Annotated in this window: 22 protein-coding genes; 14 read left to right on the plus strand and 8 right to left on the minus strand. The window is 60.9% G+C overall.

Features of this window, described 5'->3' with window-relative positions; all coding sequences use genetic code 11:
* Positions 1 to 5: 5 nt before the first annotated feature.
* The 3 genes from hisG to hisS are packed head-to-tail and all read right to left on the minus strand — an operon-like array spanning position 6 to position 3,363.
* Positions 6 to 704, minus strand: coding sequence for an ATP phosphoribosyltransferase (gene hisG / locus ACN0SC_RS10030; RefSeq protein ID WP_417249544.1), 699 nt, complete (start codon positions 702 to 704; stop codon positions 6 to 8).
* Positions 704 to 1,810, minus strand: a complete 1,107-nt coding sequence (locus tag ACN0SC_RS10035) for an ATP phosphoribosyltransferase regulatory subunit (RefSeq protein ID WP_417249545.1) — start codon at positions 1,808 to 1,810, stop codon at positions 704 to 706. Before ACN0SC_RS10035 ends, hisG begins: the two co-directional genes overlap by 1 nt.
* Complete coding sequence (gene hisS / locus ACN0SC_RS10040; protein WP_417249546.1) at positions 1,807 to 3,363, minus strand: histidine--tRNA ligase; 1,557 nt, start codon at positions 3,361 to 3,363, stop codon at positions 1,807 to 1,809. The genes ACN0SC_RS10035 and hisS overlap by 4 nt, the downstream gene beginning before the upstream one ends.
* 98 nt (positions 3,364 to 3,461) lie before the next feature.
* Between hisS and ACN0SC_RS10045 the strand changes: the two genes are divergently transcribed.
* Complete coding sequence (locus ACN0SC_RS10045) at positions 3,462 to 3,674, plus strand: SlyX family protein (RefSeq protein ID WP_417249547.1); 213 nt, start codon at positions 3,462 to 3,464, stop codon at positions 3,672 to 3,674.
* Between the two features lie 21 nt (positions 3,675 to 3,695).
* On the opposite strand, the gene ACN0SC_RS10050 is transcribed toward ACN0SC_RS10045, so the two are convergent.
* Positions 3,696 to 4,937 (minus strand): hypothetical protein, encoded by a 1,242-nt coding sequence (locus ACN0SC_RS10050; protein ID WP_417249548.1) that lies wholly within the window; start codon positions 4,935 to 4,937, stop codon positions 3,696 to 3,698.
* Entirely contained in the window at positions 4,937 to 8,458 is a 3,522-nt protein-coding gene (dnaE, locus tag ACN0SC_RS10055) for a DNA polymerase III subunit alpha (RefSeq protein WP_417249549.1), read from the minus strand. The genes ACN0SC_RS10050 and dnaE overlap by 1 nt, the downstream gene beginning before the upstream one ends.
* A gap of 261 nt (positions 8,459 to 8,719) precedes the next feature.
* Here dnaE and xdhA point away from each other — a divergent pair, with 261 nt between their 5' ends.
* From xdhA to ACN0SC_RS10095, 8 genes are all read left to right on the plus strand, one after another.
* The gene (xdhA, locus tag ACN0SC_RS10060; protein WP_417249550.1) at positions 8,720 to 10,072 is read left to right on the plus strand and encodes a xanthine dehydrogenase small subunit; all 1,353 of its coding nucleotides are present in this window, start codon (positions 8,720 to 8,722) and stop codon (positions 10,070 to 10,072) included.
* Entirely contained in the window at positions 10,069 to 12,360 is a 2,292-nt protein-coding gene (xdhB, locus tag ACN0SC_RS10065) for a xanthine dehydrogenase molybdopterin binding subunit (protein ID WP_417249551.1), read from the plus strand. The genes xdhA and xdhB overlap by 4 nt, the downstream gene beginning before the upstream one ends.
* Positions 12,357 to 13,286 (plus strand): xanthine dehydrogenase accessory protein XdhC, encoded by a 930-nt coding sequence (xdhC, locus tag ACN0SC_RS10070; RefSeq protein WP_417249552.1) that lies wholly within the window; start codon positions 12,357 to 12,359, stop codon positions 13,284 to 13,286. Before xdhB ends, xdhC begins: the two co-directional genes overlap by 4 nt.
* Positions 13,283 to 14,797, plus strand: a complete 1,515-nt coding sequence (locus ACN0SC_RS10075) for an ABC transporter ATP-binding protein (protein ID WP_417249553.1) — start codon at positions 13,283 to 13,285, stop codon at positions 14,795 to 14,797. Before xdhC ends, ACN0SC_RS10075 begins: the two co-directional genes overlap by 4 nt.
* The gene (locus tag ACN0SC_RS10080) at positions 14,794 to 15,876 is read left to right on the plus strand and encodes an ABC transporter permease (protein WP_417249554.1); all 1,083 of its coding nucleotides are present in this window, start codon (positions 14,794 to 14,796) and stop codon (positions 15,874 to 15,876) included. The genes ACN0SC_RS10075 and ACN0SC_RS10080 overlap by 4 nt, the downstream gene beginning before the upstream one ends.
* A complete protein-coding gene (locus tag ACN0SC_RS10085) occupies positions 15,876 to 16,802 on the plus strand; it encodes an ABC transporter permease (protein WP_417249555.1) in 927 nt (308 codons plus the stop codon). The genes ACN0SC_RS10080 and ACN0SC_RS10085 overlap by 1 nt, the downstream gene beginning before the upstream one ends.
* Before the next feature lie 48 nt (positions 16,803 to 16,850).
* The gene (locus ACN0SC_RS10090) at positions 16,851 to 17,939 is read left to right on the plus strand and encodes a BMP family ABC transporter substrate-binding protein (protein ID WP_417249556.1); all 1,089 of its coding nucleotides are present in this window, start codon (positions 16,851 to 16,853) and stop codon (positions 17,937 to 17,939) included.
* A gap of 238 nt (positions 17,940 to 18,177) precedes the next feature.
* Positions 18,178 to 18,519: a carboxymuconolactone decarboxylase family protein gene (locus tag ACN0SC_RS10095; RefSeq protein WP_417249557.1), complete on the plus strand. Its 342-nt coding sequence runs from the start codon at positions 18,178 to 18,180 to the stop codon at positions 18,517 to 18,519.
* Positions 18,520 to 18,582: 63 nt separating this feature from the next.
* Here ACN0SC_RS10095 and ACN0SC_RS10100 read toward each other — a convergent pair whose 3' ends face one another.
* Positions 18,583 to 18,918, minus strand: coding sequence for a hypothetical protein (locus tag ACN0SC_RS10100; RefSeq protein WP_417249558.1), 336 nt, complete (start codon positions 18,916 to 18,918; stop codon positions 18,583 to 18,585).
* A 179-nt stretch (positions 18,919 to 19,097) separates the two neighbouring features.
* Here ACN0SC_RS10100 and panC point away from each other — a divergent pair, with 179 nt between their 5' ends.
* From panC to ACN0SC_RS10115, 3 genes are all read left to right on the plus strand, one after another.
* Positions 19,098 to 19,946 (plus strand): pantoate--beta-alanine ligase, encoded by an 849-nt coding sequence (panC, locus tag ACN0SC_RS10105; protein ID WP_417249559.1) that lies wholly within the window; start codon positions 19,098 to 19,100, stop codon positions 19,944 to 19,946.
* A gap of 10 nt (positions 19,947 to 19,956) precedes the next feature.
* The gene (panB, locus tag ACN0SC_RS10110) at positions 19,957 to 20,778 is read left to right on the plus strand and encodes a 3-methyl-2-oxobutanoate hydroxymethyltransferase (protein WP_417249560.1); all 822 of its coding nucleotides are present in this window, start codon (positions 19,957 to 19,959) and stop codon (positions 20,776 to 20,778) included.
* Positions 20,779 to 20,910: 132 nt separating this feature from the next.
* The gene (locus ACN0SC_RS10115; protein ID WP_417249561.1) at positions 20,911 to 21,825 is read left to right on the plus strand and encodes a pirin family protein; all 915 of its coding nucleotides are present in this window, start codon (positions 20,911 to 20,913) and stop codon (positions 21,823 to 21,825) included.
* 97 nt (positions 21,826 to 21,922) lie between these two features.
* Here ACN0SC_RS10115 and ACN0SC_RS10120 read toward each other — a convergent pair whose 3' ends face one another.
* Both ACN0SC_RS10120 and ACN0SC_RS10125 read right to left on the minus strand, forming a co-directional pair.
* Entirely contained in the window at positions 21,923 to 22,123 is a 201-nt protein-coding gene (locus ACN0SC_RS10120; protein ID WP_417249562.1) for a CsbD family protein, read from the minus strand.
* Between the two features lie 78 nt (positions 22,124 to 22,201).
* On the minus strand, positions 22,202 to 23,188 hold the full coding sequence (locus tag ACN0SC_RS10125) for a 2-hydroxyacid dehydrogenase (RefSeq protein ID WP_417249563.1): 987 nt from the start codon (positions 23,186 to 23,188) through the stop codon (positions 22,202 to 22,204).
* A 208-nt stretch (positions 23,189 to 23,396) separates the two neighbouring features.
* Between ACN0SC_RS10125 and ACN0SC_RS10130 the strand changes: the two genes are divergently transcribed.
* Positions 23,397 to 24,020, plus strand: coding sequence for an SH3 domain-containing protein (locus ACN0SC_RS10130; protein WP_417249564.1), 624 nt, complete (start codon positions 23,397 to 23,399; stop codon positions 24,018 to 24,020).
* Between the two features lie 11 nt (positions 24,021 to 24,031).
* On the plus strand, positions 24,032 to 25,021 hold the full coding sequence (locus ACN0SC_RS10135; RefSeq protein WP_417249565.1) for a hypothetical protein: 990 nt from the start codon (positions 24,032 to 24,034) through the stop codon (positions 25,019 to 25,021).
* Positions 25,022 to 25,023 lie beyond the last annotated feature (2 nt).

The raw sequence follows: 25,023 nt of genomic DNA on the forward strand, positions 1-25,023 counted from the left end.
CCGCGTCAGCTTTCCAGTTCGAGCATAGCCTTAAGGCGCGAAAGTGCGCAGCGGTCTTCGTCGTCCCAATGGGCCACGCGACTTTTGAACAATGTCGCCTGACTTTTGTGGACAGGATCGCAATCGAGCACCTTGAGGTGGTTGGCACGTAGGGTATCGCCCGTCGAGGTGATATCCGCCACCGCCTCCGCCGTGAGGTTCTTCACCGTGCCTTCGGTTGCGCCCTGACTGTCGACCAGCTGGTAATCGGCCACGCCATGCGCCTTGAGATACTCGCGCACGAGGTGGTGATATTTCGTCGCAATACGCAGGCGGAAACCGTGCCGCGCACGGAAGGCCGCCGCTGCCGCATCCAGATCGTCGAGCGTATCAACATCCACCCAAGCCTTCGGCACGGCGATGATCAGATCGGCATGACCGAATCCCATCAGGGCAAGCTCCTGCACCTTCGCATCCCACGCGGACAGCTTGTCACGCACCAGATCGGAGCCTGTAACGCCAAGGTGGATACGCCCCGCCGCCAACTCGCGCGGAATCTCGGAGGCGGACAAGAGCACCAGCTCAATACCATCCACGCCCTCGATCTCGCCCGCATATTCGCGTTCGGCTCCTGTGCGCCGCAGAGTCACGCCCTGCCCCGCGAACCACTCGAAGGTCTTTTCCATCAACCGGCCCTTGGAGGGCACGCCGAGTTTGACAACCATCAGGCGTCTCCTTTCAACGCGACCATGAGATCAGGCCGCATCACGCCGCCAACCGCAGGCACGCCTTCGCCCTGCCCCAACACAGCCGTAAGCGCGTCATAGCGCCCGCCCGTCGCCACGGGCGGCAGGTCGGGGCGGCCCTCGGCATAGAAACCAAAGACAAAGCCATTGTAATATTCCATCGAGGTGCGACCGTAGGAGGCTTCGAAATCAAGCGCCTCCACATCAACGCCCTTTTTGGCCATTGCGTTTGCACGACGATCAAGCCGCTCAACAGACCCCGCAATCGCGGGCATATCTACGGCAATGTCGCGCAGGGCGGACAGAACGTAGGGAACGGTTTCCTTGAGCGACAGGATATCGTCGAGCAGCGCCACTTCCGATGCGGAAATGGGCGGCTCGCTAGCATCCTCTTCGAGGGCTGCAATCCGAGCATCAATCTCGGTCTGCGTGCGCAACCCGATCAACGGCGCGTCCGTGGTCTCAAGATTAGCACGCACCCGCGCAATATTCGCCTCGCGTTGTTTCGCGCCCGCCTCGGAAAAGCGTGTGAGCAAGGAGCGGAAACGACGCGGGCGCCAGATGTGGCGCAAAAGCGCGGCGCGGCGCGCCTCGGTCGTCTTGAGCCCCTTCACCGCGTCCACGAGGATGCCGATATCCCCCGTCGCGGCCCGCAACCCATAGGGCGCGAGCATCTCGGCAAAAGTGCCGAAAACATCCGCTTCCGCCGCCGCAGCATCAGCACCTCCAAAGACCTCGTATCCCACTTGAAAATACTCGTTGCGGCGATCGGGGTGGGCGTCCTGCTTGCGGAAAACCTCACCGAAATAAGTGTAGCTCGCGGGCGTCACATCACCCGCCATATGGGCCTGAACCACGGGCACCGTGAAATCGGGCCGCAGCATCATTTCGCCGTGCTCTGGATCGGAGGTCACATACGCCCGCGCCCGAATATCCTCGCCGTAGAGATCAAGGAGAACCTCGGCAGGCAGAAGCACATCGCTGTCAAACCGCGCCGCACCACGTGTCACGAATTCATCGCACAGGCGCTCCGCCGCGATCCGCGCGCGCGCTTTCTCGGACAGTCCCGAAAGGTCACTCATCATTGATAGCTTTCAATAATCTCGCGCACCTTTGCGACCATCTCGTCGCGCGGCACTTCATACTGGTTAGGGCGGTCTTTCCATTCCTCAAGCGTCGCGTCCTGCGCGATCTTCGCACCGAGGATCAGATCCTTGATCTGCACCACGCCCTTCTCCGCCTCGTCGCCGCCTTGAATAATGGCGACAGGGGAATTGCGCTTGTCGGCGTATTTGAGTTGGTTGCCGAAGTTCTTCGGATTGCCCAGATAGACCTCAGAGCGGATGCCCGCTTGGCGCAATTCCGTGACCATCTGCATGTAGTCGCCCATACGCGCCTTATCCATGACGGTCACAACCACAGGCCCCGCTTCCTCGGACCCGATGCGCTTCGTCGCCCGCAAAGCGGCCAAGAGACGGTCAACGCCAATCGACATACCCGTTGCAGGCACAGCCTGACCGGTGAAACGTTTGACCAGATCATCGTAGCGGCCGCCGCCCGCGACCGAGCCGAACTCGCGCACGCGGCCTTTTTCGTCGGTGACTTCAAAGGTCAATTCCGCCTCGTAAACGGGACCGGTGTAGTAGCCAAGCCCGCGCACAACGGCGGGGTCGATCACGATGCGATCAGGCCCATAACCTTGTGTATTGAGTAGATCAGCAATTTGACGCAGCTCGTCCACACCTTCGAGCCCTGTCTTTGAATCCGCTACAGCAGCCTCAAGGCGAGAGAGAGTTTCCTCATTGGTTTCCGCTTTAGAAGTCAAAAACTCGATGACCTTATTAGCGGCATCCAAGGGCAAACCTACCCCATCTATAAATGCGCCGGAATCATCTTTACGACCATCTGTGAGCAACTCTCGAACACCCGCTTCATGGACTTTATCAAATTTATCTATCTGTCTGAGAACATCCGCTTGTGAAATTTTCTCAATGTTGCGACGTACCATCTCAGCATAAAGCGCATCCGCAGCTTCACTAACTGACATTGGTCGCGGATTTCGCAGAAGATCTTCACTCAAGCCGATACTCTCCAACACCCCGTCGAGCACCTTCCGGTTGTTCACACGGATGATGTAATCGCCACGCTTGATGCCAACGGCCTCCAGCGTATCCGAGAGCATCGCGCAAATCTCGGCGTCTGCTGCCACGGAGGGCGCGCCTACCGTGTCGGCGTCGCATTGGTAGAACTGGCGGAAACGTCCCGGACCGGGTTTCTCATTGCGCCACACCGGCCCCATCGCAAAGCGGCGGTAGGGTGAAGGCAGGTCCTGACGGTATTGCGCCGCCACACGCGCCAGCGGCGCGGTCATGTCGTAGCGCAGGGCGACCCAATCGGAATCATCTTCCTGCCATGCAAAGACACCCTCGTTCGGGCGGTCCACATCGGGCAGGAACTTGCCAAGCGCCTCGACGGTTTCCACCGCAGAGGTTTCCAGCGCCTCGAACCCGTAATGATGATAGACTTCGGCGATCTGATCGAGCATATGCTTGCGTTCGGTCACCTCAGTGCCGAAATAATCACGAAAGCCTTTGGGCGTAATCGCCTTGGGGCGCGGGGTTTTCTTGGGCTTTGCCATCGGGTCCGTTCCTTGACGCATCGTCGTGGGCGGCATAGCCCAAGGGGCCGCTTGGGGCAAGACGATGGGCGCACCCTTTCATCAATGGAGGTTGGAACATGTCACAAGAAGATCGCATCACCGCTTTGGAAGAACAGGTCGCTTTTCTCCAACGAACCGTTGAAGAACTGTCCGATGTGGTTGCGCGTCAGGAGAAAGATCTCGAACTGACCATGCGCAGATTGCATCTGTTGATGGAGGCCGAAGCGTCACGACAGGCGGATGCCGAAGGCTCCGTCCCGATTGCCGACCAACGCCCGCCGCACTGGTAAGCCGCGGATGATCACGCGGACCTAACGCACTTCTTCGGCCAGCACTTTTCCGTCACCCAGAAGCAGCTCCATGACCCCATTGGTTCCGCCGAACTGCTTGTAAACAGTGGCAAAGGTCACACGCTGCTCCAAGGCGGGCAGCGCATCGGCAGGGCACGGAGTGCGCTTTTTGACGCCGCAGGCCCGCGCCTTCACGGTCTCGTAGGCCTTGTCGGCACGCGACCACGGCTCGTCTTTCATAGCGTCCGAATAGCGGTGAACTTCATGCAGCCCCGCCGCACCGAACATGACCAGTGACGCGGTGATCTGACGCGCACATCCATCCGCAAATCCCGTGATTAGTTGCGTGCGCGGCGCAGTAGACGACGGATCAGTATCGTAAAGCGCCCATGTCGCCCGGCCCTCACGCGGGAAACCGTCAACTTTTTTGCCGACTCGCGATGGCGTATCGTCGCAATTGATGCCCACAACCCCGAAAGGCAGCGTCACATCAGCCGATGCAGTTGAATGTGGTCGCGCCCCTCCCGCATTCGGACGCGCGGCAAACAACCCGCCGAAAAGACCCTTGCGCGGCGCGGGGGCCGTATCCCCCGCCTCTACGGATGGATCGACGCCGTGGGTTTCAGGGCGCACCTCGAAATCTTCGGACGTTTCAGGGTCCGCCCCATCGGGCGAGGCACTCATGGCTGCGGGGATTATTTCGCCGTCTGGAGATTTCTCTTCTGCGGGACGCGGCTTCAGGAAGGAAAAGATCCCCCCCAAACCTGCCCGCGCGGGTGTTGCGGTTACGGCGCTGGTGTCACTCTCGCTCTCCTGCACCTCCGCCTTGTCCTCGGCTGCTGTCTCTGTTGCATCCGTGGTCACAACGGCAATATCCGTGCCTTCCAGCGGTGATGGCTGCGGCTTCGGCTTCAGGAAAGAAAACAGGCCCTTGCGAGGCTCCTCGGTCGTAGCGGCATCCTCGAACTCCTGAGACAGCGCGGCCAAATCGGCCTCCTCGGCGCTCTCCACCGCGACCGCGAGCGTCACGTCTTCAGGCGGAGCGGTGTCTTGCGGCGCAAGGCTTGCGAAAAAGGCACCCAGACCGCGCGGCCCGTCCTCGGCATCTGTATCCGCCTCAGCGAGAGCCGCCTCTTCGCCCTCGATTTGGGCGGATAGGGCCGTGTCGTCGACGGCGGATGAGGGGTCATCTTCGGCATGCGGGATTTGCATCTGGCACGCGGAAAGCGCGCCAATAGCGCAGACAGCCAAAATTACCCGCATCAGGTATCCTCCACCATGACCACACCCTCGAAAGACTTGATCGCCCCTTTGACCTCAGGTGTGATCATGAATTCCTGTGGGACATCAATATCCACCTCACCAGGCAGGTCGGGGGACATAAGACAGAAAGAGACCGAACCGCGCGCGGGTTGCTTAGCCTCACGCGTAACGCGGCTCAATAGCTCGTTGACCGCAACCACGGCGGCGGCATCGTCGCAGAACACCTTGATCCCCGCGGCCCCCGCATCGCCGACCGCCGTCGACATCGGTTGAACCGCGCGAATCGTCGGGTCGAACTGGCCGTCGTTGAACCGCCCTTCAAGCGTCACAACAACCTTGTCGGTCTGCTCGAACACGGCGCGGGCGGCGTTGAGATCCTCCTCACGGCGCGCAAACATGGCGATGCCCGAAAGCTGCCCCGTGGTATCGGAGATGTTCATGCGGAAATAGCGGTTGCCCTTGCCCGACTTGGCCTCGCGGAAGCCCGAGACCATGACGCCGACCTGAACAACGGCAGCCCCGTCGGCCTCCGCCTTGGCCTGCGCATCGGCTAGCGTGCCGATCTTCTTGCGCTTCAAGGCAGAAGCATAATCGTCGAGCGGATGGCCAGAGAGGAAGAAACCAATCGCCTTCTGCTCCTCCATCAGACGCTCCGACGAGGTCCAGTCATTCACGGGGCTCAAACGCGGTTCGGGCAGATCGTCGCCCGCCTCTCCAAAGAGCGAAACCTGATTGGAATTCTTCTGCTCGTGGATCGCGGCGGAATATTGCACCAGCGCATCAAGACTGTCGAAAACGCGGCGACGGTTGCTGTCGAGTTGATCGAAAGCGCCCGCGCGGGCGAGCATTTCCAAGGGGCGCTTGCCGACCCGCTTGAGGTCCACACGCCGCGCGAAATCGAACAGCGTGACGAAGGGATTGCCCCCCTCCTCTCGCGCACGCACGATCATCTGCATCGCCTCGACACCAACGTTTTTCAGCGCGCCCAGCGCATAGACCAGCTTCTGATCCACCACATCGAAGGTCGCCTGCGAACGGTTCACGCAGGGCGGAATGATCTCGATATCAAGACCGCGACGCACTTCCTCGGCATAGATCGAGAGCTTGTCGGTCAGATGGATATCGCAGTTCATGACCCCCGCCATGAACTCGACAGGGTGGTTCGCCTTGAGCCAGCCCGTCTGATAGGACACCACCGCATAGGCCGCCGCGTGGGATTTGTTGAAGCCGTAGTTGGCGAATTTCTCCAGCAGCGCGAAGACCTCTTCGGCCTTCTTCTGCGGCACGCCGTTCTCTTTCGCCCCGTCAACGAATTTCGGGCGTTCGGCGTCCATCGCCTCCTTGATCTTCTTACCCATCGCGCGGCGCAACAGGTCAGCGCCGCCGAGGCTATAGCCCGCCATGACCTGCGCGATCTGCATCACCTGCTCTTGGTAAACGATGATGCCCTGCGTCTCTTCGAGAATGTGGTCAATCGTCGGGTGAACCGATTCCAATTCCTTGCGCCCGTGTTTCACGTCGCAATAGGTCGGGATGTTTTCCATCGGACCCGGACGGTAGAGCGCCACGAGCGCCACGATGTCCTCGATACAGGTCGGCTTCATCTGGCGCAGCGCGGACATCATGCCCGAGCTTTCCACCTGAAACACCGCAACCGTTTTCGCGCCCGAATAGAGCTTGTAGGTTTTCTCGTCATCCAACGGGATGAGGTTGATCTGGTTCTCCCCGCCTTCGGGCGGCTCGTAAAGCTGCGTCCCGTCAGCGGCGATATGCAACGGACGGCCCGATTTGAAGATCAGGTCCATCGCCGACTGGATCACCGTCAGCGTCTTCAGACCCAGAAAGTCGAATTTCACAAGGCCCGCCTGCTCGACCCATTTCATGTTGAACTGGGTGGCGGGCATATCGGAGCGCGGATCTTGGTAGAGCGGCACAAGCTCGTCGAGCGGACGATCCCCGATCACCACACCCGCGGCGTGGGTGGAGGCATTCCTGAGCAACCCCTCGACCTTCTGGCCATGGGTCAGCAGGCGATCCACAACCTCCTCGTTGCGCGCCTCCTCACGAAGTCGCGGCTCGTCCTGCAACGCCTGGTGGATCGAGACAGGTTTGACGCCCTCGACGGGAATGAGCTTCGACAGGCGGTCCACCTGCCCGTAAGGCATCTGCAACACCCGCCCGATATCGCGTACCGCCGCCTTGGACAAAAGCGCACCAAAGGTGATGATCTGACCCACCTTGTCGCGCCCGTATTTCTCCTGCACGTATCGGATCGTTTCCTCGCGGCGATCCATGCAGAAGTCGATATCGAAGTCAGGCATGGACACACGTTCGGGGTTCAGAAACCTCTCGAACAGCAGCGAATAGCGCAGCGGGTCCAGATCGGTGATGGTCAGCACATAGGCCACAAGGGAGCCAGCCCCCGACCCACGACCCGGTCCGACGGGAATGTTGTTGTCCTTCGACCACTTGATGAAGTCGGCCACGATCAGGAAGTAACCGGGGAAGCCCATCTGCTCGATGATGCCCAGTTCGAACTTGAGCCGCTCCTCATATTCCTCTCGCGGCGCGGCAGGTTCGATCACGGCCAAACGCTTGTCCAGACCTTCCCACGCCTGACGGCGCAATTCCTCGACCTCATCGTCAGCAAACTTCGGCAGAATCGGATCGCGTTTGTAGGCCTTGAACGCACAGCGTTTGGCAATCTCCACCGTGTTTTCGATAGCCTCGGGCAGATCAGCAAAAAGCGCGGCCATCTCGGCGGGCGATTTGAAATAGTGCTGCGGCGTGAGCCGGCGGCGCGGCTCGGATTGGTCCACATAGGCCCCCTCCGAGATACAGATCAGCGCGTCATGCGCCTCATACATATCCGCGTCGGGGAAATAGACATCATTGGTCGCAACAAGCGGCAGGCCAAAATCATAGGCCCATTCCACGAAAGGCCGCTCGGTTGCACGCTCGCCTTCGGTATTCTGCCCGCCCTCACCTGGATGGCGCTGCAACTCGACATAGAGGCGGTTAGGATAAATCGCCTTGAGCCGCTCCAAAAGCGCACGCGCCTTGGGCAACTGGTGGGCGCGAATAAGCTGCCCCACGGGACCATCTGCCCCGCCCGTCAAACAAATCAGCCCCGCGCTATAGCGCTCCAATTCCTCAACTGTCACCTGTGGCAGGCTGTCGTGCTTGTCCACGTAGAGACAGGAGTTAAGCTTCATCAGGTTCTCGTAACCGCGTTCGTTTTGCGCCAGCAAAACAACGGGTGCAGGATCACGCGGACGCTCGCCCTGCGCGGCCTGATCGTAGCCAACATCGACCTGACAACCGATGATCGGCTGCACACCTGCGCCCTTTGCGTATTCGGAAAACTCCAATGCGCAGAAGAGGTTATTGGTGTCTGTCACCGCCACCGCAGGCATCCCCATATCCGCGACCATGCCACTCAATTTCTTGAGTCGCATCGCCCCTTCAAGGAGCGAATACTCGGTATGAAGGCGAAGATGGATAAAGGTCGGACTGCTCATTTGCGGCCAAGCTAAACCAAGCAAGCCAGCGGGGCCAAGCCCGAAAACGCGCATACGGGGGGCCGCAGATCACAATTTCTGCTCGCTCAAAATTTGATCGTTCGGGCAAAAATCTGGCACGCGATACTGCACGAACACTTGCCAAACCCCTGTGCGGTGATGTTTGCTGCTTTAAACGCACGCCATTTTCCGCCGCATCGGGTGGACGTGCGGTCGGGTCATACGGCCCGCAAACGCACAGAAAGCGGCAGGTCCGAACCGATGGAAGTAACCTTCAACCTCAACGGCAAGACGACCAAGGCGTCCTGTACGCCAACCGAAACACTCCTTGATTTCCTGCGCGAGAGGCGCGGACTGACGGGCACCAAGGAAGGGTGCAACGAGGGCGACTGTGGCGCCTGCACCGTGATGGTGGAAGACGCACGCGGCCGCCGCGCGCTCAATGCTTGCATCCTCTTCCTTCCGCAACTGCAAGGCGCGAAGGTCACAACGGTCGAGGGTCTCTCCGATGGCGACAACCTGCACCCCGTCCAATCCGCAATGATTGAAGAACACGGGAGCCAATGCGGCTTCTGCACGCCTGGCATTGTCATGTCTCTGGCCACCGCCCATGCGAACGGCGCGACCGACCACGAGGATGTGCTTGCGGGCAACCTGTGCCGCTGCACGGGCTACGCACCGATCCTGCGTGCCGCCGCCAAGGCCGCCAAGACACCCGCACCGATGGGCGCGGCGGAAGGCATCCCCGCCCCCGCCCTCGTCGAGCGCCCCGAAAGCGCCGACGAACTGGCCGCACTCTATGCGCTCAAGCCCGACGCGACGCTTATTGCGGGCGCAACGGACGTTGGCCTGTGGGTCACGAAGAAGCTCGAACAGCCCGAGGAGGTCATCTTCCTCGCGGGGGTTCAGGATCTCAACTATGTCTCCGACACGGGCAACGCTCTGGAGATCGGCGCGACCACGCCGATTGCCGATCTGATCGCGCCGATGCGGACGCTCTGCCCCTCGCTGGCGGAGATGTATCGCCGCTTCGCCTCCGCCCAGATTCGCGCCGCCGCCACCCTTGGCGGCAATATCGCCAATGGCTCGCCCATCGGCGACAGCCCCCCTCCCTTCATCGCGGCGGAAGCAACGCTCACGCTACGCAAAGGTGAGGAACGCCGCACGATTGCGCTTGAGGATTTCTTCATCGCCTACGGCAAACAGGATCGCGCACCCGCCGAATTCGTCGAAAGCATCACGATCCCGAAAGCGCCGCTCGACGATCTGCGGGTCTACAAGCTCTCCAAACGCTTCGACCAAGACATCTCCGCCGTCTGCGGCGCGTTCAACCTGACCGTCGAAGACGACACGATCACCGCCGCCCGCATCGCCTTTGGCGGCATGGCCGCGACCCCGAAACGGGCCAGTGCCGTTGAGGCCGCGTTGACGGGCAAGCCCTTCACGATGGACACCATCACCGCCGCCCTGCCCGCCTTCGCCGAGGACTATCAGCCGATGAGCGACATGCGCGCCTCCGCCGAATACCGCCTGAAGACCGCGCAGAACATGCTGGTGCGCTATTTCTCGGAACGCACGCAGGGCGTCCCTTCGGTTCTGGAGGTCACGCCATGAGTGTCGGAAAACCCCTTCCCCATGACGCCGCGAAACTGCACGTCACGGGCGCGGCCCGCTATGTCGATGACATCCCGACGCCCGCGAATGCGCTGCACCTCGCTTTCGGCCTGTCCACCCAAGCCCATGCCGACATCACCGCGCTTGACCTCGACGCCGTGCGCGGTGCCGAAGGCGTTGTCATGGTCCTCACGGCGGAGGATTTCGACGAGGTTCCCGACTGCTCTCCCTCCATGCATGACGAGCCGCTTCTGGCGACAGGCACGGTCCATTACGTGGGCCAGCCCATTTTTCTTGTCGCTGCAACCTCGCACCTCGCCGCCCGCCGCGCCGTGCGCAAGGCACAGATCACCTACGCCGAAAAGCCCGCCATCCTCACCTACGAAGAGGCGCTCGCCGCCGACAGCCGTTTCGAGGACGGGCCGCGCATCTATCAAAAGGGCACGCCCGAAGAGGCCCTCAAATCCGCCCCGCATGTCATCAAGGGCGAAATCGAGATCGGCGGTCAGGAACACTTCTACCTTGAGGGACAAGCCGCCCTCGCCGTGCCGCAGGAAGGCGGCGATATGGTCGTGCATTCCTCGACCCAACACCCCACCGAAATCCAGCACAAAGTCGCCCACGCCCTCCACGTCCCCATGCACGCCGTGCGGGTTGAAACGCGGCGGATGGGCGGCGGGTTCGGTGGCAAGGAAAGTCAGGGCAACGCGCTCGCCATCGCCTGCGCCGTGGTCGCCGCACGCACGGGCCAGCCCGTCAAAATGCGCTACGACCGCGATGACGACATGACCATCACGGGCAAACGCCACGACTTCCGCGTGGCCTATCGTTGCGGCTTCGATGACAAGGGCCGCATCCTTGGCATCGACTTTACGCAGATGACCCGTTGCGGCTGGGCGCAGGACTTGAGCCTGCCCGTGGCCGACCGCGCCATGCTGCACGCCGACAACGCCTACCACCTCGAACACGTACGGATTGAAAGCCATCGCCTGCGCACCAACACGCAAAGCGCCACGGCCTTCCGCGGGTTCGGCGGGCCGCAAGGCGTGATCGGGATCGAACGCGTCATCGACCACATCGCCCATACGCTCGACGCCGATCCGGCGGAAATTCGACGCACCAACTACTACGCCGACATGACGGCAAACGCCCCAGCGCAGACCACCCCCTATGGCCAAGAGGTCGAGGACTTCATCCTCGGCGCCATGACCGAGAAACTGCTCGCAAGTGCGGACTACGCCGCGCGGCGCAAAGCCGTGGAGGACTGGAACGCCAAGAACAGCATCCTCAAACGCGGCCTCGGCATCGCGCCCGTCAAATTCGGCATCTCCTTCACGCTGACCCACCTCAATCAGGCGGGTGCACTGGTGCATGTCTACCAAGACGGCTCCATCGCGATGAACCACGGCGGCACGGAAATGGGACAGGGCCTGTTCCAGAAGGTTGCGCAAGTCGCCGCCCGCTCCTTCGGCGTCGACGCAGATCGCGTGAAAATCACCGCCACCGACACAGGCAAAGTGCCCAACACCTCCGCCACCGCCGCCTCTTCGGGCTCCGACCTCAACGGCATGGCGGTCAAAGCGGCCTGCGACACGATCCGCACACGATTGGAAGAGTTCCTTAGCGACCGCTTCGGCGCATCAGACATTACTTGGGACGATGGCCGCGTGCGCTTTGGCGATCACGACATGGGTTTCGGGGAGGTCGTGGCACTTGCCTATGAAAACCGCATCAGCCTCTCGGCCACAGGCTTCTACAAAACGCCCAAAATCGAATGGGACCGCATCGCGGGACACGGACGGCCCTTCTTCTACTTCGCCCACGGCATCGCCCTGACCGAATGCGTCATCGACACGTTGACGGGTGAAAACAGGATGCTGCGCACCGACATTCTGCACGATGTTGGGGCCTCCCTGAACCCCGCGCTCGATATCGGTCAGGTCGAAGGCGGCTTCATCCAAGGGGCCGGATGGCTGACAACGGAAGAACTGGTCTGGGACGACAAGGGCAACTTGCGCACTCACGCGCCCTCAACCTACAAAATCCCCACCGCCTCGGACGCGCCCGACATTTTCAACGTCGCGCTTTGGGACGGCGAAAACCGCGAGGAGTCAATCTACCGCTCCAAGGCGGTTGGCGAGCCTCCCTTCATGCTTGGCATCTCCACCTTCTTGGCTCTCTCAGACGCGGTAGCCTCCTGTGGTCCTAACTATCCCGCACTCAACGCCCCCGCCACGTCGGAAGAAATCCTGCGCGCCATCGACCGCGCCAAAGGAGATGCGACGTGAGCTTCGATCGCGCCGCACTGGCCGAGGCGATTGCCGCCCACGGCCCTGTCGCGCGTGTCCTTGTGGCCGACACCCGCGGCTCTGCTCCCCGCGAAGTGGGTGCCTCCATGCTGGTCTGGCGCGATGGCGCGGGCGTCGCGCAATCGGGCACCATCGGCGGCGGCGCATTGGAATTTGAAGCGGCGAAATCCGCATTCGAAGCGCCACGTCTACACCATGTGCCGCTCGGGCCCGCTATGGGGCAATGCTGCGGCGGGGCGGTGACGCTACTGACGGAAGTCTTCAAGAGCGTTGACGCGATCCCCGACGATGTTTTCGCACGCGGCCCCGAAGGCTCCGAAATGCCCTTCGCGATCCGCAAAGCCTTGGGCGAGGCCCGCGCGACGGGACATTGCGCCCCCGCGCTTCACGGCGACTGGATGATTGAACCCGTGCGCAAGGCGGCGCGCCCGCTCTGGGTCTGGGGCGCGGGCCATGTGGGCCGCGCGATTGTCACCACGCTTGCACCGCTTCCCGATATGGCGATCACGTGGGTGGACACGGACGCCTCGCGTTTCCCCGAGACCATTCCCTCAGGCGTCACACAACTCGTCGCAGCAAAGCCCGAAGATGCGGTGCGGTTTGCGCCCAAAGACGCCGAACATCTCATTCTGACCTTTTCGCATGCGCTCGATCTGGAGCTGTGCCACCGCATTCTCGACCATGATTTCGCCTTTCTCGGCCTGATCGGATCAAAAACCAAATGGGCCCGCTTTCGCTCGCGGCTCACAAAATTGGGCCACTCACACGCCCAGATTTCACGCATTTGCTGCCCTATTGGGCAAACTTCTCTCGGGAAACACCCTCAAGCCATTGCGATAGGCGTTGCGAGCCAACTATTGTCGTTAGAGGGACAAAGAGAATCTATCGGGGAAAAGACGGGTTGAACGCACTTCTCGAGATCAACGGCCTGACAAAGGCCTATCCAGGTGTCGTGGCAAACGACTCCGTGTCATTCACCATCGGCAAGGGCGAGGTTCATGCGCTGCTTGGCGAGAACGGTGCGGGTAAGTCCACCCTCGTGAAGATGATCTACGGCCTGCAAAAGCCCGACAGCGGCACGATGGTGATGAACGGTGCGCCCTATACGCCCGAAAATCCACAAGCCGCCCGCAGCGCGGGTGTCGCTATGGTGTTTCAGCACTTCTCGCTGTTCGAGGCGTTGACGGTCGCTGAGAACGTCGCACTCGGCATGGAAAAGCCGCCGAAGATGCAAGACCTTGCACGTTCCATCCGCGAGGTATCGGAAACATACGGCCTGCCGCTCGATCCCGACCGTATCGTTGGTGATCTCTCCGCAGGGGAGCGGCAACGGGTGGAAATCATCCGCTGCCTTTTGCAAGATCCCAAACTGCTGATCATGGACGAACCCACCTCCGTGCTGACGCCGCAAGAGGTGGAAATCCTGTTCGAGACCCTGCGCAAGTTGCAGGCCGAGGGCACTTCGATCCTCTACATCTCCCACAAGCTCGAAGAAATCCGCGCGCTTTGTGACGAGGCAACGATCCTGCGGCTTGGCAAGGTCGTAGGCGAATGCGACCCCAAGGCCACCACAGCACGCCAGATGGCCGAACTGATGGTCGGCGAGACCCTGCACACGCCCTCACGCGAAGGCGGTGGAAAGGGCGAAATTCTCCTTGAGGTCAACGCGCTGGACTTCGCCCCCGCCAACCCCTTCGGCACGCGCCTCAAACAGGTCTCTCTGACCGTCCGCGCGGGCGAAGTGCTCGGCATCGGCGGTGTCGCAGGCAACGGGCAGGATGAATTGCTGTCGGTGCTTTCAGGCGAGGCACGCACACAAAGCGGATCGGTGACATTTGACGGTCAGGACGTGAGCCGCCTCGACCCGAACGGACGCCGTAAACTGGGGCTTCTGGCCGCGCCCGAAGAGCGCCTTGGTCACGCCGCCGCGCCAAACATGAGCCTGACCGAGAACGCCGTTCTGAGCGGCAGTGCGCGGAAGTCTCTGGCCAAGAACAACTTCATCAATTGGGGCAAGGCCGAAACTTTCGCCCGCGACATCATCAGCGCATTCGATGTCCGCACACCTGGCGCCCATACCGCCGCCCGCGCCTTGTCTGGCGGCAACCTCCAGAAATTCGTGATCGGCCGCGAAGTGCTGCAAGAGCCGAAGGTCTTTGTCGTGAACCAACCGACATGGGGCGTCGACGCGTCCGCCGCGGCAGCTATCCGCCAATCGCTTCTCGACCTTGCCGAAAAGGGCGCGGCGGTGATCTGCATCAGCCAAGACCTCGACGAGCTCATGGAAATTTCCGACCATTTTGCCGCCCTCAACGAAGGCACCCTCACCCCGCCCCGCACGGCCAAAGGCCTCACGGTCGAGGAAATCGGCCTGATGATGGGCGGCGCACATGATATGGAGGTGGCTGAGGTATGATCGCCTTCGTCAAACGCCCCGAGCCATCACGCCTTTGGACGCTCGCCACGCCACTCTTGGCAGTCATCGTAACGATGATCATGGGCGCCATTCTCTTTGCCGCGCTGGACAAGAATGCGCTGGTGGCGATCCGCACGATCTTCTGGGATCCGCTCTTCGGCGAATTCGCCTTCTACTACCGCGAACAACTCCTGATCAAAGCCGCGCCGCTGGTTCTCATCGCGCTCGGCCTGAGCCTCGGCTTCAAGGCGGGCATCTGGAACATCGGCGCGGAAGGCCAATACATCATGGGCGCGCTCGCGGGTGCCTCCGTGGGGCTGGCGCTCTACCCGATGGACGCATGGTTCATCTTCCCGCTGATGGTCATCGCAGGCGCATTGGGCGGCTGGGCATGGGCGATGATCCCCGCCATCCTCAAGACACGGTTCAACACCAACGAAATCCTCGTCTCCCTCATGCTGGTCTATGTGGCCGAGCAACTGCTTGCCTCCGCCGCCCTGTCCTGGTTGCGCAATCCCGAGGGCAACGGCTTCCCCGGCTCGCGCAATCTCAGCCGCATCGAATGGATGTCCAACCCCGAACTCATCCCCGGAACGGGCGCACATTGGGGCGTTGTTGCCGCTTTCGGCGCGGTCGTCGCGGCCTATGTCCTCATCAACAAACACATGCTCGGCTTTCACATCCGCCTGACGGGGGAAAGCCCCCGCGCCGCTGGCTTTGCGGGCGTGAAGGCAAAACGCCTCGTCATCTTCTGCCTCGGCACGGCGGGCGCGCTTGCAGGTCTTGCGGGTCTGTTCGAGGTCACTGGTCCTGCAGGACAAATCTCCATCGACTTCAACGTGGGCTACGGCTTCACCGCCATCATCGTGGCCTTCCTCGGACGGCTTCACCCCGTGGGCATCCTGCTGGCAGGCCTCCTGCTGGCACTCACCTATATCGGCGGCGAGGCGGCACAGTCCACGCTCGGCCTGCCCGCGGCGGCCATTCAGGTGCTTCAAGGGATGCTGCTCATGACGCTTCTGGCGATGGATATCTTCATCAACTACCGCCTCGTTCGCACCAATCGGGAGGCCGCGTGATGTTCGGATCTATCGACCCTACCATCCTCTTCGCCTCCCTGATGGTTGCGTCCACTCCCATCCTGCTTGCCGCCCTTGGCGAAATGGTGGTGGAGAAATCAGGCGTGCTGAACCTCGGCGTCGAGGGCATGATGATCACGGGCGCAGTCTGCGGCTTTATCGCTGCTGTCGAAACGGGCAGCCCCACGCTCGGCTTTATCGCGGCGGCAGCGGGTGGTGCACTCCTGTCCATGCTCTTCGCCCTGCTCACACAAGTCTTTCTCGCCACGCAGGTGCCCTCGGGCCTCGCGCTCACATTGGGCGGGCTGGGACTGGCATCCCTCATGGGGCAAGGCTACGTGGGGATCAAACCGCCATCGACGGGCGATGTCCACATCCCCCTTCTCGAAGACATTCCGTTCCTCGGCCCCGTGCTTTTCCAACATGACCTGATCGTCTATTTCAGCCTGCTTAGTGTCGTCGCGGTCTGGGCCTTTCTCAAATACACCCGCGCGGGTCTCATCCTGCGTGCGGTCGGGGAAAACCACAGCGCCGCCCACGCGCTCGGCTACAAAGTGCGCCTCGTGCGTTTTGCCGCAATCGGCTTCGGCGGCGCAATGGCGGGCCTTGGTGGCGCATACATCAGCCTCATTCGCGTGCCGCAATGGACCGACGGGATCACCGCAGGGATCGGCTGGATCGCTCTGGCCATCGTCGTATTCGCAAGCTGGAAAGCTCCGCGCGTGCTGATCGGAGCCTACCTCTTCGGCGGCATTGCCGTGCTGCAACTCAACCTTCAGGCCGCTGGCGCGAAAGTGCCCGTCGAGCTTCTGTCCATGTCACCCTTCCTCGCCACCATCGTGGTGCTGGTAGTCATTTCCGCACGCAGGCACGGGGCGTCCAGCGCGCCCGCCATGCTGGGGCGGATTTTCCATCCCTCGAACTGAGGGACAAACTAACGGGGCCATGCCCCAACAACCCGGGAGAAAGAACCCATGACGTTCAAAAACATTCTCGCCACCTCCGCGCTCGCGCTCGGCATGGCTGGCGGCGCCTTTGCGCAAGACCCAACCAAAGTCGGCTTCATCTACGTTGGCCCCATCGGTGACGGTGGCTGGACCTACGAGCACGAGCAAGCCCGCCTCGCCGTGGAAGCCGAATTCGGCGATGCGGTTGAAACCGTCTATCAGGAAAGCGTTCCTGAAGGTGCCGATGCCGAACGTGCAATCACGCAGATGGCTCTTGGCGGTGCTGACCTGATCTTCACCACATCCTTTGGCTACATGGACCCGACGATCAACGTCGCGGCCAAGTTCCCCGACGTGAAATTCGAGCACGCCACGGGCTACAAACAAGCCGACAACGTAGGCGTCTATTCTGCACGTTTCTATGAGGGTCGCGCCGTTCAGGGCACCATCGCGGGCCACCTGACCGAGACCAACAAAATCGGCTACATCGGCTCCTTCCCGATCCCCGAAGTGATCCGCGGCATCAACGCCGCCTACCTCCACGCCAAGAAGGTGAACCCTGACGTCGAATTCTCCGTGGTCTGGGCCTACACTTGGTTCGATCCCGCCAAAGAGGCTGATGCGGCTCAGGCGCTCATCGACCAAGGCGCTGACGTGATCCTTCAGCACACTGACTCCACTGCGCCGCAGGCCGCTGCGCAGAAAGTCAACGAAGCGGGTGAGAAGACCATCTACACCTTCGGCCAGGCCTCCGACATGTCGGAATACGCACCCCTGCCCCGCGTTTCGTCGATCATCGACAACTGGGCGCCCTACTACATCGAGCGCACCAAAGCGGTCATGGACGGCACATGGGAAAGCGACAACACATGGGACGGCATCGGTGCTGGCATGGTCGGCATCGGTGAGATCACCGACGCTGTTCCCGCCGAGGTCAAAGCCGAAGCCGAAGAGCTGATCGCCAAGATCGGGTCTGGCGAATACCACCCCTTCACCGGTCCGATCAACAAGCAGGACGGCACGCCGTGGCTGGGCGAAGGCGAAGTGGCCGACGACGGCACGCTTGCAGGCATGAACTTCTACGTTGAAGGTCTCACAGGCGACATTCCGCAATAAGCGGAATTCCTGTCGTGCCCCTCAAGGGTCCGACAGTTGCCCGACGGATGTCCGACAGATGTCCGACGCAAATCCGACAGCTCATCAGGGCCCGTTTCACGACGGGCCCTTTTTCGTTTGGCCTCCTCAACAGATGCATTCAAAACCCGGAATTTCTTGACACGGATCATGGTTGGCACCCGAATGTCCTGCGATTGGTGGCGCGAACCACAAATGCGAACATGAAGGATTCCCCCCAATGAGCTGGACCGAAAAAAACGCCGATATGCGCGACGCCCTGCGCAGCCTTAACAAAGCCAACCGCAACATCCCCAAGGGCTTTGGCGCCATGTCGCAAGCGGCGATGGAAGGCGAGCATCTGGACCACAAAACCAAGGAAATGGTCGCACTTGCCATCGCAATCGGAGTCCGCTGCGAACCCTGTGTGGGCTTCCACGTCGAAGCACTGATCAAACATGGCGGCACGCGCGAAGAGCTTGCCGAAATGCTTGCCATGTGCGTGCAAATGGGCGGCGGCCCTGTCCTGATGTATGCGGCTAAGGCTCTGGAAGCATATGATGAATTGACGTCCGACGATTAATTCTCCGCGCATGGAGAATACGATGGACCAAGCCGCCCGCGGGGATGCCTCCGCGGGTGGTTTCTATTCAACCACGATGCTACAGATCTTCTTTTCGCCGCGCATTTCGCAGGAACTGGTATAGGTGGGCTCGACGTCCTCGACCTCCATCTCCACCGCGGCTTCGGCCACTTCGCTCTCGGGTTTTCCGAGGACAAGCGCCAGAGCCTTCGCGACCAGCCCTTCCTCTTTCGGCGCGGCACTTGGGCCGGCGTCAGTCCATTGTGTCACCGTGGTCGTAATGCTCTCGGTCACTTTTGCAAGCGGAGGGGTGTGGCGCATTTCATAGGCCACGAAGCCCAATGCCCCGATGCCCGCCACCATCATCAAGGTCGCCACGAGTTTCGCCTGATTGGCCATTAGTATTGGTCCATTTCCCAGTTCACTTGCTCCCCATATTGGAAACGAAATGCGGCAGGAATTTGGATTGTCTGTGAAAACACCACGAAACGACCGCACACGGGCCGCGTCAAACCTTCCTCTTGCCGCTTCGCAGCATGAGTTGTAGCGTCACAGCGCAATCGCGAGGGGGGCATGGCATGGAAATCTGCCGAACCAAATCGGACATTCGAACCGCCGTAAAACAGTGGCGCGCCGCAGGAGAAAGCGTTGGTCTGGTGCCAACGATGGGCTTTTTGCACGAGGGCCACCTGACACTCGTGCGCGCGGCAAAAGAGGCCTGCGACCGCGTTATCGTGACTATTTTCGTCAACCCGACCCAGTTCGGAGAGGCCGCCGATCTCGACGCCTACCCGCGAGACGAGGCGCGTGATTTCGCGCTTCTGGAAGCCGAGGGTGTTGATGCCGTTTTCTGCCCCTCTGTGGATGAGATGTATCCCGCCGACACCCAGACCACGGTCGTCACCGAACGGCTGGAGAAGATGCTCATGGGGGAACTTCGCCCCGGTCATTTCAAGGGCGTTTGCACCGTTGTCACCAAGCTGTTCAACATCGCTCAGGCCGACCGCGCCTTCTTCGGCGAGAAGGATTACCAGCAGCTTCTGGTGATCAAAACCATGGTGCGCGACCTTGATATTCCTATCGAAATCACAGGCGTCCCAACCGTGCGCGAAGTCGACGGTCTGGCCATGTCGAGCCGCAACGTCCGCCTCACACCTGATGACCGCAAAGCCGCGCTCATCCTGAACAAGGCGCTGGCCTTCGCCGACTACGAGGTTTCCGACGGCCGCACTGCGTCAGAGTTGGAAGAAGCGGTCAGAGCCTTCATCGCCAAAGAACCCCGTGCACAGATCGAAAGTGTCGACGTGCGCGATGCCGCGACACTCGAAGAGGTGACGGGCCAAATCACCGCCCCCGTCGTCATTCTCCTCGCCGCCCGCTTCGGCGACGTGCTACTCATTGACCAACGTGTCGCAGACCCGACCTGAAGGAGCCGCCATGTCCGTACAGACCGAACAAATCCGCCGCACCACCGTGCCCCAGATCCGCAATCGCAAGGGGGGCGAACCGATTGTTTCGCTCACCTCCTACCACGCGCATACGGCTGCGATCGTCGATAAACACGCCGATTTCATTCTGGTCGGCGACAGCCTCGGCATGGTGATGCACGGCATGGAAAGCACGGTCGGTGTGCCACTCGACCTGATGATCATGCACGGGCGCGCGGTTGTGCGCGGCACCAAACGCGCGTTGATCGTCGTAGACATGCCATTTGGCACCTATGAGGAAAGCCCCAACATGGCCTTCCGCAATGCCGCGAAGATCATGAAGGAAACCCAATGTCAGGCGATTAAACTCGAAGGCGGTGCGCGTATGGCGGAGACCATTCGCTTCCTCGTCGAGCGCGGCATCCCCGTCATGGCCCACATCGGCCTGACGCCGCAATCCACCAACGTCATGGGCGGGTTCAAGACACAAGGCCGCGACGAAGAGACGTGGAACATGCACATTGAAGACGCCAAAGCCGTGGCCGATGCGGGCGCCTTTGCCGTAGTGGTCGAAGGCGTCGTCGAGCCCCTCGCCGACCAGATCACCGAAGCGGTCGATATCCCCACCATCGGGATCGGCGCTTCCAAGAACTGCGACGGGCAAATCCTCGTGCTCGAAGACATGCTCGGCCTCAACCCGTGGGTGCCGAAATTCGTCAAGAAATACGGAACGCTCGGCCCCGCCATCGAAGAGGCGGTCGAAGCCTACGCAAGCGAGGTCCGTGATCGTTCCTTCCCTGCACCCGAAAACGTCTACAACAACAAGAAGTAGACGGGCGGCGGCAAGAAGCAGCTCGGGTTTCAGTGTGTGTCTATGCGCATTGACGCACACTGAACCTTCGCTGGCGGAACTTTACCTTTTCACCGCACAAAACACATAGTGGGGCAGGAAAGGAGATCGACCATGACATTCCGCCCCGTAAAATCCGAAGAACTGGCCCAAGCAACCCTTGAGGGTGCTGGCGTTCACCTCTACCGCGCGTTCGGCTTTCACAAGCCGCGCGAGTTCGACCCGTTTCTACTCTTCGACGATTTCCGCAACGACGAGCCCGAGAAGTTCGAGAAGGGCTTCCCGTGGCACCCGCATCGCGGCATCGAAACCATCACCTATGTCCTTGACGGCGAAGTCGAGCATGGCGACAGCCTCGGCAACAAGGGCGTTCTAGGCGCGGGATCGGTGCAATGGATGACCGCAGGCAGCGGCATCATGCATCAGGAAATGCCGCGCGGGAATGCCAAGGGCCAGATGCACGGCTTCCAGCTTTGGGCCAACCTTCCCTCCTCGCTGAAGATGTCCGCGCCTCGCTATCAGGACATTCACGGCAGCGACATTCCCGAAATCATCGACGATGACGGGACGAGGGTAAAAATCGTCACGGGGAACTTCTGGGGCCAGTCGGGGCCAGTCGACGGTATCGCCGCCGATCCGCTCTACCTTGATGTCTCTGTGCCGCCGAACACCACAAAGCGCCTGCCTGTTGATACCTATGCCAACACCTTCGCCTATATCTTCGCTGGAGCGGGCACCTTCCGCGATGCCTCCAACCCCTACGGTGTGCGCGTCGAAAAGGAAGTCTCAGGCGAGGAAATCAACATCCGCGATATGTCAGGCAACCGCACCTTGGTGAACTTCGACACGGGTGACGAGGTAGTGGTGCGCTCTGGACCAGAAGGCGTTCGTTTCCTGCTCGTCTCAGGCCAGCCGCTCAAGGAACCCGTCGCGTGGCACGGACCCATTGTGATGAACACCCGCGAGGAGTTGCTTCAGGCGATGCAGGACTTGAAGAACGGCACCTTCATCCGCGACCAGCGCGACTGATCCACGCGCGGCGCGCATCCTAACATAGCAAAGCGGAGCCTCTAGAGGCTCCGCTATTTTCGTTGGATTCTTTTCGTTGGATAATGGGCGTCAGGTCTCAGGCGACCTTCTTCGACAGGGTATCGACCGCCTCTTGCGCTTCAGCTTTGGTCTTGCCGTATTTTTCCTGGATCAAACCTTCGAGCTGTTCGCGGTTGCCCTCGGTGCGGTCCAGATCGTCTTCAGTCAAATCGCCCCATTCTTCGAGCGCCTTGCCTTTGAACTGCTTCCATTTGCCTTGCAAAATATCCCAAGCCATGGGTGTCTCCTTTTCGATGTTGTTTCAATCGCGTCGAAAAGGAAACGCACGTCCCTGCCCCAAAGGTTCCCAGAAATTTCAGATCATATCGGGCACAACCATGTCGGGCGGGCGGTGGCCATCGGCGAAAGTATGGATATTGAGAAGCACTTTCTCCCCCATTTCAATCCGCCCCTCGACCGTCGCCGACCCCATGTGCGGCAGCAGAACCACATTTGGCAAGGCACGCAGGCGCGGGTTGATCTGGTGGCCGCGCTCGAACACGTCCAGCCCCGCACCGCCAATCTCACCTGCGCGCAGTGCACGGGTCAGGGCATTCTCGTCGATCACCTCTCCGCGCGAGGTATTCACCAGCACCGCCGTGGGCTTCATCAACTTCAACCGCCGCTCGTTGATCAGGTGGAAGGTCGCGGGCGTATGCGGGCAATTGATCGACAACACATCGACGCGCGCGAGCATCTGGTCGAGGCTATCCCACCATGTCGCGCCGTGTTCTTCCTCGATCACAGGGTGCAGCCTCGTGCGATTGTGGTAGTGGATCGACATGCCGAAGGCCCGCGCCCGCCGCGACAGAGCGCGGCCGATCCGCCCCATACCCAGAATACCGAGGGCCTTCCCGTGAATGCGCGCGCCCATAAACGCCGTTGGCGACCAGCCCTGCCAATCGCCCGATTGCGTCATGGCAATCCCTTCGGGCAAGCGCCGCGCCACTGCGAGCACCAGCGCCATCGCCATATCCGCCGTATCCTCGGTCATGACACCAGGGGTGTTGGAGACCACGATGCCCTTTTCATAGGCACGCACCACATCGATATGGTCGACCCCTGCGCCGTAGTTCGCGATGAGTTTCAATTGCGGCCCCGCCGCTGCGATGATTTCCGCGTCGATACGGTCCGTGACGCAAGGCACCAGAACATCCGCCCAATCCAATAGCTCCTTTAGGCGCTCTGGCGTGGGCTTGTCGTCCTCAGGATTAAGCCGTACGTCAAAAAGTTCGCTTAACCGTGCCTCGACCACATCAGGCAAACGCCGCGTTACAGCGACCTTTAGACGGTTTGGCGGCATGATGCCCTCCGTGTTGATTTGCGAATTCGCTCGGCCCCATCCTTGCAAACAGCATTGCATCTGGGCAAGGCGTATCCGATAAGAATGGCAATAGCATAACAAGACCCGCGTAGCGGGCCGAGCGGGGTCACGCCGATCACCACCCTGCGCTGTTCATCAAAGCGCATTATGGCAAAGGCTGACATTTATGAAGGTCACGAGGATTGTGATGCGACAGGCACATTCACCGAACGCCGATTACCACACTCCGCGCATCGCGCGAATGCTGGCATGGTGCGCAGTACTCGCCATTGCGGTAATCCTCTCAGCGCAGCCCACTCTGGCCCAAACAGAACCCTCCACAAGCACAGACGCGACGACCACAGCGGACGCACCCGCCGCCACAACCGAATCTGCATCACGCCCGCGCGGGTCGGTGACGAACCTGCCGATCCCGCGATTTGTGTCGCTCAAGGCGAACGAGGCCAACCTTCGGCGCGGCCCCTCGCTCAGCCACCGCATCGACTGGGTGCTCAAACGGCGCGGCTACCCGCTTGAAGTGATCGCTGAATACGGCCACTGGAGGCGCGTACGCGATATCGACGATGCGACAGGATGGATCCACTACACGCTGATATCAGGTGTCCGCACGGCCCTCGTCTCTGCCGAAATGGTGGACCTCCATCGCCGCCCGTTGCAAACCTCCGCAGTGGTCGCACAGGCCGAAAAGGGCACCGTCCTGCGTCTTCTGGAATGCGAACGCGCATGGTGTCGCGCCTCGGCGGGTGGTTACAAGGGATGGGTTGCGAAGACCGGGATTTGGGGTGTCTATCCCGCCGAAACGCTTGAGTAGGATCGATGGTGATGGAACAGGTCCGCTCCCCTCTCGCAGCCCGCAACATCGCCCCCGGCCTGAAATCCTGCGTCATACACGCGCACGGCAGTTGGAAAGACGCGATTGCGAAAGGCAAGCACGACTTCTTCACCAAACTGGAGCACAAACTCGGGCGGCGCGGTGTGTCGTGCTACCTTGTTGATGGCGACGGTCGCACGGCCAAATCGCTGATCGACGAACACCACTTACATATCATCGTCGGCGGTCCCGCGCGGTTCGGGCCGACCATCCTGCACGCATTTCCGACCTATATCTGGGGATTTTGGTATCTCGACGAGGTCGGCGCGGGATGGGAAAGTTCGCTACGCTTCGCACGTTTCCCGCGCGGCGACGTCGATCGCGAAGAGGCCGATTTCTTCTTCAACGGCGTGACGAGCTACATGCAGCTCAAGAACGTGTCCAAACTTCCGCAACCCGCGCGCGCCCGCGACGGCCTGCCACCCGCGAGCTCGGTCATCTTTGCCCAGAACATCGAAGCGCTGCCCAACCGCAGCCACTACATTTCGACCTCCGACATGATCCGTTGCTGCGCGACGACGCATCCCGACGAGATCACCTATGTCAAAGCCCACCCGCTTTCCGACAAGGCGCACCGCATTCGGCTCACCGAACTGTGCAACGCCTACCCGAACGTGAAGCTGGTCGACGCCTCGGTGCATGACCTGATTGCGGCCGCGCGCGTCACCGTTACCCAAAATTCTTCGGCAGGCTTTGAGGCGCTGATGCAGTGCAAACCCGTCATCACCTGCGCCAAATCCGACTACTGGCACGCCACCCTGACACCTCGCAGCACAAGCGACCTCGTCGCAGCTCTGGAACACGGCCCCGCCGCCATGGCCGATTTCGATTTTGGCGGTTATCTCCACTGGTTCCTTGCACAATCCTGCCTTGAACCCGCCAAGGAGGAATTTGAATCGCGGGCATGGGCACGGATCAGCGACAAGCTGATGCTGGACTGACG

It is taken from the genome of Celeribacter sp. (assembly GCF_048261515.1).
GTDB lineage: Bacteria > Pseudomonadota > Alphaproteobacteria > Rhodobacterales > Rhodobacteraceae > Celeribacter.